The 9,863-nt window shown below is 71.0% G+C and carries 8 protein-coding genes; 3 read left to right on the top strand and 5 right to left on the bottom strand.

Translation table 11 applies throughout. The features are described from left to right. Both I59_RS23020 and I59_RS16805 read left to right on the top strand, forming a co-directional pair. The coding region (locus tag I59_RS23020; protein WP_022904866.1) for a hypothetical protein at positions 1-375 on the top strand (375 nt) is incomplete at its 5' end. An 18-nt stretch (positions 376-393) separates the two neighbouring features. Beyond that, a complete protein-coding gene (locus I59_RS16805; protein ID WP_022904865.1) occupies positions 394-1,029 on the top strand; it encodes a pyridoxal 5'-phosphate synthase in 636 nt (211 codons plus the stop codon). Between the two features lie 253 nt (positions 1,030-1,282). Here I59_RS16805 and I59_RS16800 read toward each other — a convergent pair whose 3' ends face one another. Next, a complete protein-coding gene (locus tag I59_RS16800; RefSeq protein WP_022904864.1) occupies positions 1,283-3,739 on the bottom strand; it encodes an ATP-dependent helicase in 2,457 nt (818 codons plus the stop codon). Between the two features lie 12 nt (positions 3,740-3,751). Further along, positions 3,752-4,762 (bottom strand): glycerophosphodiester phosphodiesterase family protein, encoded by a 1,011-nt coding sequence (locus I59_RS16795; RefSeq protein ID WP_031274264.1) that lies wholly within the window; start codon positions 4,760-4,762, stop codon positions 3,752-3,754. A 214-nt stretch (positions 4,763-4,976) separates the two neighbouring features. On the opposite strand from I59_RS16795, the gene I59_RS16790 reads away from it, so the two are divergent. Next, a complete protein-coding gene (locus I59_RS16790; protein WP_022904863.1) occupies positions 4,977-5,834 on the top strand; it encodes a Bax inhibitor-1/YccA family protein in 858 nt (285 codons plus the stop codon). Positions 5,835-6,191: 357 nt separating this feature from the next. Here I59_RS16790 and guaA read toward each other — a convergent pair whose 3' ends face one another. Genes guaA through I59_RS16775 form a run of 3 tightly spaced genes read right to left on the bottom strand, consistent with a single transcriptional unit; the run spans position 6,192 to position 9,632 of the window. Further along, positions 6,192-7,772 carry a glutamine-hydrolyzing GMP synthase gene (gene guaA, locus I59_RS16785; protein ID WP_022904862.1) on the bottom strand — a complete coding sequence of 527 codons (1,581 nt, stop codon included), beginning with the start codon at positions 7,770-7,772 and terminating at the stop codon, positions 6,192-6,194. After that, positions 7,769-8,215, bottom strand: a complete 447-nt coding sequence (locus I59_RS16780; RefSeq protein WP_022904861.1) for a DUF3817 domain-containing protein — start codon at positions 8,213-8,215, stop codon at positions 7,769-7,771. Before I59_RS16780 ends, guaA begins: the two co-directional genes overlap by 4 nt. Before the next feature lie 10 nt (positions 8,216-8,225). Continuing rightward, the gene (locus I59_RS16775) at positions 8,226-9,632 is read right to left on the bottom strand and encodes a M18 family aminopeptidase (RefSeq protein ID WP_261976601.1); all 1,407 of its coding nucleotides are present in this window, start codon (positions 9,630-9,632) and stop codon (positions 8,226-8,228) included. Positions 9,633-9,863 lie beyond the last annotated feature (231 nt).

The raw sequence follows: 9,863 nt of genomic DNA, 5'->3' as shown, positions 1-9,863 counted from the left end.
CGCGACGCGGCCATCAGCATCGCGTTCTTCGCCGTCGTGGCGCCGGGAGTGGACGCTCCGTCCGCGGTGTGGAACCCAGTCGGCGGGGCCGAGCGGGGCCTCCCGTTCGACCACGACACGATCGTCCGGACGGCCGTCGACCAGGTGCGCACCCGGCTGTGGCGCGACGTCGCCCTGACCCGCGCGCTGCTCGGCGAGGTCTTCGTGACCTCCGCCGCAGCGCACCTGCACACGGCTCTGCACGGCACTGCGCCCGACGCCGGGAACCTCAACCGCGCGCTCCGGACGAACCCCGCGCTCGTGCGGACCGACGCCGCTCCGACGTCGACGGGACGGGGCGGGCGTCCCCCGGCGACCTGGACGTGGGTGGACTGAGCGGGGTTGGCTGGACGCATGTCCGCTTCGCTGTCCGGTGACGCCTCCCTCGAGCTCCCGGAGTTCGACACGCCACCCGCCTCCCCGCTCGACCTCGCCCGCGCCTGGCTCGCCGACGCCGAGGACCGCGAGGTGTCCGAGCCGCTCTCGATGACCCTCGCCACCGCCGACGCCGAGGGCCGGGTGTCCGCGCGCACCGTCGACGTGAAGCGCATCGAGGACGACGGCCTCGTGTTCGGGTCCTCGACGCTCAGCCCGAAGGGCCGACAACTGGCCGCGAACCCGCACGCAGCCCTCCAGGTCTACTGGCGCGAGACCATGCAGCAGCTCCGGTTCGAAGGGCGTGCCGTGCAGCTGTCCGACGCCGAGTCCGACGCGCTCTTCGCCGACCGGTCGCCGAAGTCACGGGCAGCGACGGCCATCGCGGACCAGTCCGACGTCCTCGAACCCCGGACGCTGCAGGACCTCATCGACGACGCGAACACCCTGCTGGCGGACACCGACGACGACGTGCCCCGGCCCGTCGGGTGGGTGGCGTGGCGGTTGGAGCCGGACGTGGTGGAGTTCTGGCACGGCAGCCGCGACCGGATGCACCGGCGGTTGCAGTACGTGCGGACGCCCGACGGGTGGGACGCGGCGCGGCTGCAGCCGTAGCGGGCGGTGGCGGCCGCGGTGGCGGCCGCCACCGCGGTCGCGGCGGCCGCGGCAGCCGCGGTGCCCGCGGCGCGAGCCATCCCCGTGGGGTCGCACAACCAAAGTCGCGGCGCACCGCGGAATCACGTGGTGCGCTCCGCCTTTGGTTGTGCGCTGACCGACCGCGCCGGGCGCGATGGGCGCGCCTGGCGCGGCGCGGCGCGCAGCACGGCGCGCGCAGGCGCGCGGCGCGCGGCGCGCCAGGCGCGCGGCGCTAGAGCTTCTCGATCGGGGCGATCTTGATGAGCAGCTTCTTGCGCCCGGCCGAGTCGAACGCGATCTCCGCGATGCGCTTGGCCCCCTGGCCGGTCACCGCGGATACGGTCCCCTCGCCGAAGTCGACGTGCTTGATGCGGTCGCCGGCCACCAGCTCGAGGTCACCGTTGTCGCGGACCTGCCCGGACACCCGGTTCGCCCACTCGGTCTTCGGGCGGGTCTTCGCCGCCGCCGCTGCCCGGTCGTAGGAGCCCCCGCCCCAGCCTCCGCCGCCGCGGTAGCCACCGCCCGCGCCGCCCGCGCCGCCGGCACCGCCGATGCCACCGCGTCGGGCGTTCAGGGCGCGGGGTTCTGTGCCGCCGCGGCTGTTCGCCATGCCGGGCGACTGCTTCCACTCGATGAGCCCCTCGGGGATCTCCTGCAGGAAGCGCGACGGCATCGCCACGTTGACGTCGCCGAACTGCGCCCGGGTCATCGCGAGGGAGAGGAACAGGGACTTCTTCGCACGCGTGATGCCCACGTAGAACAGTCGGCGTTCCTCGGCTGGCCCACCGGGCTCGTTCGCGGACATCCGGTGCGGGAGCAGGTCTTCTTCGACACCGGTCAGGAACACCGCGTCGTACTCGAGGCCCTTCGCGGTGTGCAGCGTCATGAGCGACACCGTGCCCGACGAGTCGTCGAGCTCGTCCGCCGCGGCGACGAGCGAGACCTCGGTGAGGAAGTCGGAGAGGGTGCCGTCCGGGTTGTTCTTCTGGAACTCCCGCGTGACCGCCACGAGCTCGTCGATGTTGTCCGCGCGGGCGGCGTCCTGCGCGTCCGGCGACTTCCGGAGGTTCTCGAGCAAGCCGGAGCCGTCGAGCAACTGCGTCAGCGTGTCCACCACCGGCTGGTCCTGCGCCTTGGCGGAGACCTCGTCGAGGAGCGCCGCGAACGACGTGATCGCCGTGCGGACCTTCGGGCCGAAGCCGAGCTCGTCCGCGTGGCGCAGGGCGTCGCGCATGGTCGTCTCGTGCTCATCCGCGTACCGCTGCAGGGTCGTCTCGGTGACAGCACCGATGCCGCGCTTCGGGACGTTGAGGATGCGGCGGAGGGCCATCGGGTCCGCGGGGTTGGCGATCGTGATCAGGTACGCCATCGCGTCCTTGATCTCGGCACGCTCGTAGAACTTCGTGCCGCCGAGCACCCGGTACGGGATCGCCGCGCGGATGAAGATCTCCTCCAGCGCACGGGTCTGCGAGTTCGTCCGGTAGAACACCGCCATGTCGCGGTAGGCCGTGCCGCCCTCGTGCAGCCGCTGGACCTCGTCCGCGACGAACTGTGCCTCGTCGTGCCCGGTGTACCCGGTGAAGCCGACGATCTTGTCTCCGGCGCCGACGTCGGTGAACAGGTTCTTCGCCTGCCGGTCGAAGTTGTTCGCGATCACCGCGTTCGCGGCGTCGAGGATGTTCTGCGTCGAGCGGTAGTTCTGCTCGAGCAGGATGACCTTCGAGTTCGGGAAGTCGCGCTCGAACTCGACGATGTTGCGGATGTCGGCGCCGCGGAAGGCGTAGATCGACTGGTCCGAGTCACCGACGACGGTCAGTGACGCGGGGGCGATCGACCCGTCGCGCTCCCGCATCCGCTCGACGTGCTGACCGGCGTCCTCGAGCGCGTCGACCCGCTCGACCGGCACCGGACGGGTGAGCTCGCGGATCAGGGCGTACTGGGCGTGGTTGGTGTCCTGGTACTCGTCGACGAGGATGAACCGGAAGCGCCGCTGGTACAGCGCCGCGACGTCCGGGAACGCCCGGAACAGGAACACGGTCTGGCCGATGAGGTCGTCGAAGTCGAACGCGTTCGCGCGGCGGAGCTCGTCGGTGTAGCGGCGGAAGACCTGGGCGAACATGACCTCCTGCGGATCGTTCGCGTTGATGTTCCGGACGTAGGTGTCGACGTCCTGCAGCTCGTTCTTGAGCTTCGAGATCTTCGACGCGGCCGCACCGACGGTGAGCCCGAGCTGGTCCGCCTCGTACTCCTTGATGATCCGCTTGAGGAGCGCGCGCGAGTCGGCCGAGTCGTAGATCGTGAACGACTGCGAGAAGCCGAAGCGCTCCGCCTCGCGCCGGAGGATCCGCACGCACGCCGAGTGGAACGTCGAGATCCACATGCCCTCGGCCTCGTTGCCGACGAGGGCCCGGACGCGCTCGCGCATCTCGGCGGCGGCCTTGTTCGTGAACGTGATCGCGAGGATCTGCGACGGCCAGGCCTCACGGTTGGCGAGCAGCAGCGCGATCCGGCGGGTGAGCACGCTCGTCTTGCCGGAGCCAGCGCCCGCGACGATCAGCAGGGACTCGCCGCGGTACTCGACGGCTTCCTTCTGCTGGGGGTTCAGACCCGCGGTGAACGGGTCCTCGTGGGCAGCGGCCCCGGCACCCCGCTCGGGCGCCGAGTCGAATGGGTCCAGCACGATCGTCATGTCGGGGACAGTCTAGGCGGAGCCCCCGACAGCCGAACGGGCGCGGACCGCGAGGTCCGTGTGGTCCGCGAACACGCCGTCGACCCCGGTGCGCATGACGGACGTGAACCACCGCTCCCACTCACCGAACCCGGCGACGTCCCCGCCGCGCCGGAGCGGCCCGGGCAGGAAGCGGTTCTCGGGTCGCAGCGTCCACGTGTACACGGCGAGCCCGGCGAGGTGCGCGCGGTCCACGACGGCGCTCCGCACCGGTCCGGGATCGTCCACGGCACGGCTGTCGGTCCCCGCCATCAGGGTCTTCAGGTCGACGCTGATCCCGTCGAACTCGTCGGCCAGGCGTGCGAGCGCTTCGTCCGACCGCTCGGACGCGTACGTGGGAGCCAGCGACCCGTGGGACGCGACCTCGTCGGCGGCGCTGCCCCGGGCCTCCTGGAGGTACACGAGCCGACCGCCCGTCCGACGCGAGCGGAGGTCGCGGAGCACGCCCTTCTCGAAGCTCTCGACCGTGAGCCGCGGGTCGCCGCGCCAGCCGGCCGCGCCGAGCACGTCGTCGAACAGCGCGTCCATCGGGAAGCCCTCCTGACGGAAGGACGTGGCGTGCTTGACCTCGGCGACGAGCCCGACCGGGCGTGGGGCGTCGTCGAGGATCGCGAGGAGGTCCTCCAGCCGGAGGATCGGGTCCTCGCCGTCGTGCGCCGCCGACGCGGGCCGCAGACCGGGGAGGCGCTCGCGGGTCCGCAGCGTCTGCAGCTCGGCCCACGTGAAGTCCTCGGTGAACCAACCCGTCAGGGTCTGCCCGTCAACGGTCTTCGTGGTCCGACGATCGGCGAACTCCGGGTGGTCGGCGATGTCCGTGGTGCCCGAGATCTCGTTCTCGTGCCGGAGCACGAGCACACCGTCGCGCGTCGGCACGAGGTCGGGTTCGATGGCGTCGCAGCCCATCTCGATCGCGAGCTCGTAGGCGCTCCGCGAGTGCTCGGGACGGTGTCCGGACGCGCCACGGTGGGCGATGACGAGGGTCATGCGTGCACGGTACCGGCCTGGAGGCGCGGCTCACCTCCGCCTTCCAGCACAGTTCACACAGGCGCTCAGCCCCGGCACGGCGAACTCCGAGCCGGCGGTGCGACGATCGCCGCAGGCGACCACGGGACAGCCGTTCCGCTCGCCGCGAATCCCCAGCCTTCCGGGCCACCTGGTCCGTAGGCTGAGAGGACTCGAACATTCAGGAGAGGACACCATGGCCTTCAAGCCCGGTTTCGACCAGTCCCCCGCCTTCAACGACGCGGGCCGGAACGCCTGGGGCGCGGGCGCCGGACAGCAGCAGGCTGGCTGGGGACAGACGCCGCAGCAGGGCATGACGCCCGAGCAGCTGCAGTACATGTACGACCGTCCGTCGGCCTCCACCGTCGACACCGACCGCATGTCCTACGAGGACACGATCGTCAAGACGCTCCTCGCGTTCGGCGTGCTCGTCGTGGGTGCGGTGGCCGGGTGGAACCTCCCTGCTGGCGTCTGGATCGTCGCGGCGCTCGTCGGCTTCGTCCTCGCGATGGTGAACACCTTCAAGAAGAAGCCCTCGCCGGCTCTCGTGCTCGCGTACGCCGGTGTCGAAGGCGTGTTCGTCGGTGGCATCTCGAGCGCCTACCAGACCGCGTTCGGGGGCATCGTCCCGCAGGCTGTGTTCGGCACGCTGGGCGTGTTCGCGATCACTCTGCTGCTCTTCCGATCGGGCAAGGTCCGGGCGACCCCGAAGGCCACGCGCTTCTTCCTGATCGCGATGGTCGGCTACCTCGTGTTCCAGCTCGTGAACCTCGTGCTGATGTGGACCGGCGTGACGCAGGGCTCGTTCGGTCTGATGAGCCAGCCGAGCTTCCTGTTCGGCATCCCCTGGGGTGTGATCATCGGGATCCTGGTGGTCGTCATGGCGGCGTACTCGCTGGTCCTCGACTTCGACCAGATCAAGACCGGCGTTGAGCGCGGCGCTCCTCGCATCTACGCGTGGACGGCTGCGTTCGGCCTCGTGGTCACGATCGTGTGGCTGTACCTCGAGATCCTGCGCATCCTCGCCATCATCGCGAGCAGCTCGCGCAACTAGCGGGAAGCACGACCCGTACGACCAGGAGGGGCCCCGGCGACCACGCCGGGGCCCTCCGTCGTGTCCGGCCCGCCGTCGTGTCCGGCCCGCCGTCGTGTCCGGGCCCGCCGCGCCGGCTCATCTACTCGCCAGCGGTCGAGACACCCCGCGTCCGGACGACCGGCGGTCACGACGTGTCGGTATCGCGGGCGTCGAGCGACCATTCGTGACCGATTGACGGCGAGCAAGCGGGGAGTCGTGACCGCGCGAGCGAAGAACGCGCGCCTGCCCGCTCGAGCCCTCACGCACGAGCGGCCCCGCGCGCACGAGGGCCCGGCACGCAGAACGCGTGCCGGGCCCTCGGGCGTCAGGGAGTGGTCACTCCCACTCGATCGTCCCCGGCGGCTTCGACGTGACGTCGAGCACGACGCGGTTCACGTCCGGGACCTCGTTCGTGATGCGGTTCGAGATCTTCGCGAGGGTGTCGTACGGCAGACGCGTCCAGTCGGCGGTCATGGCGTCCTCGGACGAGACCGGACGGAGCACGATCGGGTGGCCGTAGGTGCGACCGTCACCCTGGACGCCCACGGAGCGGACGTCGGCGAGCAGGACGACCGGGCACTGCCAGATCTCCTCGTCGAGGCCGGCCGCGGTGAGCTCCTCGCGGGCGATCTTGTCCGCCGCGCGCAGCAGCTCGAGGCGGTCCTTCGTGACCTCACCGACGATGCGGATGCCGAGCCCCGGGCCGGGGAACGGCTGGCGACCGACGATGACCTCGGGCAGCCCGAGCTCACGGCCGACCGCACGGACCTCGTCCTTGAACAGGGTGCGCAGCGGCTCGACGAGCTCGAACGTCATGTCCTCGGGCAGGCCGCCGACGTTGTGGTGCGACTTGATGTTCGCGGTGCCGGAACCACCGCCGGACTCGACGACGTCGGGGTAGAGCGTGCCCTGGACGAGGAACTTGACCTGCCCCTCGGAGTCGGAGGCCTGGGCCTCCAGCACCAGGGCCTCGGCCGCGGCCTCGAACGTGCGGATGAACTCGCGGCCGATGATCTTGCGCTTCTGCTCCGGGTCGCTCACGCCGGCGAGGGCGTCGAGGAACTGCTGCTCCGCGTCGACCGTCACGAGCCGGACACCGGTGGAGGCGACGTAGTCCTCCTCCACCTGCTTGCGCTCGTCGGCGCGGAGGAGCCCGTGGTCGACGAAGACGCACGTCAGCTGGTCGCCGACGGCCTCGTGCACGAGGGCAGCGGCCACGGCGGAGTCGACACCACCGGAGAGCCCGGCGATGACGCGCGCCGAACCGACCTGCTCCTTGATCCGCGCGACCTGCTCCTCGATGACGTTCGCGGAGTTCCAGTCGCCCGGGAGCCCCGCGGCACGGTGCAGGAAGTTCTCGAGCACGGCCTGGCCGTGGACCGAGTGCTTGACCTCGGGGTGCCACTGCACGCCGTACAGCTTGCGCTCGTCGGACGCGAACGCGGCGACCGGGGTCGAAGCGCTCGACGCGAGGACCTCGAAGCCCTCGGGCGCCTTCGCCACGGAGTCGCCGTGGGACATCCAGGTCACCTGGGACTCCGGCTGCGCACCGAGCAGGACGCTGTCCGTTCCGGTGACGGTGACGTCGGTCGCGCCGTACTCGCGCTGGCCGGTCTGGGCGACCTCGCCGCCGAGGGCGGTCGCCATGGCCTGGAAGCCGTAGCAGATGCCGAGCACGGGGACGCCGAGCTCGAGGATGCCGCCGTCGAGCGCGGGCGCGCCCTGCTCGTAGACGGACGACGGACCACCGGAGAGCACGATCGCCGCCGGGTCCTTCGCCTTCACCTCGTCCGCGGTGATCGAGTGCGGGACGATCTCGCTGTAGACGTTGGCCTCGCGCACGCGGCGAGCGATGAGCTGCGCGTACTGGGCTCCGAAGTCGACGACGAGGACGGGACGCTGTTCGGTCTCGCTCACCGAGCGGCCTCCTTCTCACGCTGCTGCGCAGCGGTCAGGTCGTGGTAGGTGTCCATCGCGATCTTCTGCATGCGGTGCTCGACCACGAAGGACATGAACGGGATGACGCCACCGAGGGCGATCAGCAGGAAGCGGATGGGCTTCCAGCGCATGATGCTCCACAGACGGAAGTCCGTGAAGAGGTAGAGGACGTACAGCCAGCCGTGGGCGATGAGGATCCCGATGGACAGGTTGAACGTGCCGGGCTCCTTGCCCGCGGTGCCCTCGGGCACGAAGAACTGCCCGCCGCCGAGCTGCATCTCGAGGTGCAGCGGCGTGTACTTGAGGATCATCTCGACCACGAGGGCCAGGAGCAGCACACCGGTGATGTACGCGGAGACGCGGTACCACTTCACCGCACCCGGGATCTTCGGGATGTCGCGGGTTCGGACGGTCAGGGCCATATCCGCCATCCTACCGTCGGTCGACGAGCGCCCCGTCGGCACTGTGGAGGCGTTCACGACGGTCCTCCTCCTCGCGCTCCCAGGCGTCCTTCACGAACCGGTACCAGAGGAACACGGCGAAGCCGGCGAACACGGCCCACTCGATCGCGTAGAAGAGGTTGAGCCAGTCGAACTGGACCTCACGCGTCGGGGCCCGGTCGGCGATGGTGCCGAGGTCGGCTGCCTTCGCGGTGGAGCCGTCGGCGACGACGTACCCGAGGTACATGCGGTCGTCGAACTGCTTCCAGGTGTTGACGAACCGTGCCGGCGCCACGGCCGAGTACTCGCCCTTGTCGTACGTGTCCTGGTCGGGCGACTCCTCCGGGTAGAGCCGGCCCTCGACCGTGGCTTCGCCCTTCGCCTCGGTCATGTAGCGCTGGTTCGCGCTGATCTTGAGCAGGGGACCGCCTCCCGGCCGCGGGCGGTTCGTCGGGTCGTGCTTCTCCGGCTGGTTCGGGTGCACGAGGTGCCCGGCGTCGCTCGACAGCAGCCACGAGGCCCGGAACGCCCGAGCAGCGTCGGAGCGGGTGGCGCCGAGGCCCTCCTGCACGCGCCCGAGGACGTCCTCCAGGAACGGCCCGCCCGCACCCGAGGGGGTCGAGGAGCCGATCTCCTCGTGGTCGAAGGCCGCGAACACCGGGATGTGGTCCCCGTCGGACGGCGCCTCGACGACGCCTCGGATTCCGGCGGGCACGCTCGTGAGGTTGTCCATCCGTCCGGACGCCAGGAACTCGCCCGCGAGACCGATCCGGGCCGGCGCCTGGGTGTCCGCGAGGAAGAGGTCCCACGACACGGCCTCGTCGCCGACCTGGTCGCGCAGCCAGCCGAGGACGTCGGTCCCGCCGACGTCACCGCCCACGCCGACGATCGGGATCGTGTGCCGCTGACGGTCGATCTCCTTGCCGTCGTTCACCCCGCGGTCGAGGTGGATCGCGAGGTTCGGGATCCGGGCGACTGCGCCGGTGGACACGAGCCGGATGCTGCCGTCGGCGTCGACGACCCGGCCGGCGATCCGGAGGTCGCGGTCGAACCACGTCGAGAGCAGGGCGCCGCCGTAGACCTCCACGTTCAGCTGCTCCCAGCCGAGCGTCCGCACCGCGGGGTTCGGCTTCACCCGGAAGGTCGGCGAGTCGGTGTGGGCACCGAGGATCCGGAACGGTGTCGTCGCCGTCGCCCCGGTCGGCAGACGCCAGGCGATCACCGCACCGTCCCGGACGACGACGTACGCGCCGGGCGCGGTCGGCCAGGCGTCGAGTTCGGACAGCTCCGTGAACCCGGCCGCGACGAGTCGGTCCCGTGCCGCTGCCGCCGCGTGGAACGCGGTCGGGGACTCGGTGACGTACTGGGCAAACTCGGAAGCGATGGCGTCGGCGGTCACCCGACCATCGTGGCACGGCACCACCCCGACGGCGGCCAGGGCGACCGGACGCAGCACGGGGCGCGTCCTGTCGGACGCGCCCCTGGGCCCACGCCGGCCGGTACCGGGCCGACGCGCCAGCGGCGGCCCGGCCGTGACCGGTGGGGAGCCTCCCGGCCGTTGCCTGCCGGATCAGCCCTTGGTGTGGGCGGCCGAACCGAGGACCTTCGCGGCCTCGACCACGCGGGCGGC

The sequence above is a fragment of the Curtobacterium sp. B8 genome, from assembly GCF_000333315.1.
In the GTDB taxonomy this organism is placed as follows: domain Bacteria; phylum Actinomycetota; class Actinomycetes; order Actinomycetales; family Microbacteriaceae; genus Curtobacterium; species Curtobacterium luteum.
Note: the sequence above shows the minus strand (reverse complement) of the source record. Positions and strands in the feature narration are given on the sequence as shown.

Coding starts and splice junctions, on each gene's coding strand:
- I59_RS16790 (WP_022904863.1), top strand. CDS start 4,977: ATGGCCTTCAAGCCCGGTTTCGACCAGTCCCCCGCCTTCAACGACGCG.
- I59_RS16795 (WP_031274264.1), bottom strand. CDS start 4,762: ATGACCCTCGTCATCGCCCACCGTGGCGCGTCCGGACACCGTCCCGAG.
- I59_RS16780 (WP_022904861.1), bottom strand. CDS start 8,215: ATGGCCCTGACCGTCCGAACCCGCGACATCCCGAAGATCCCGGGTGCG.
- I59_RS16805 (WP_022904865.1), top strand. CDS start 394: ATGTCCGCTTCGCTGTCCGGTGACGCCTCCCTCGAGCTCCCGGAGTTC.
- I59_RS16800 (WP_022904864.1), bottom strand. CDS start 3,739: ATGACGATCGTGCTGGACCCATTCGACTCGGCGCCCGAGCGGGGTGCC.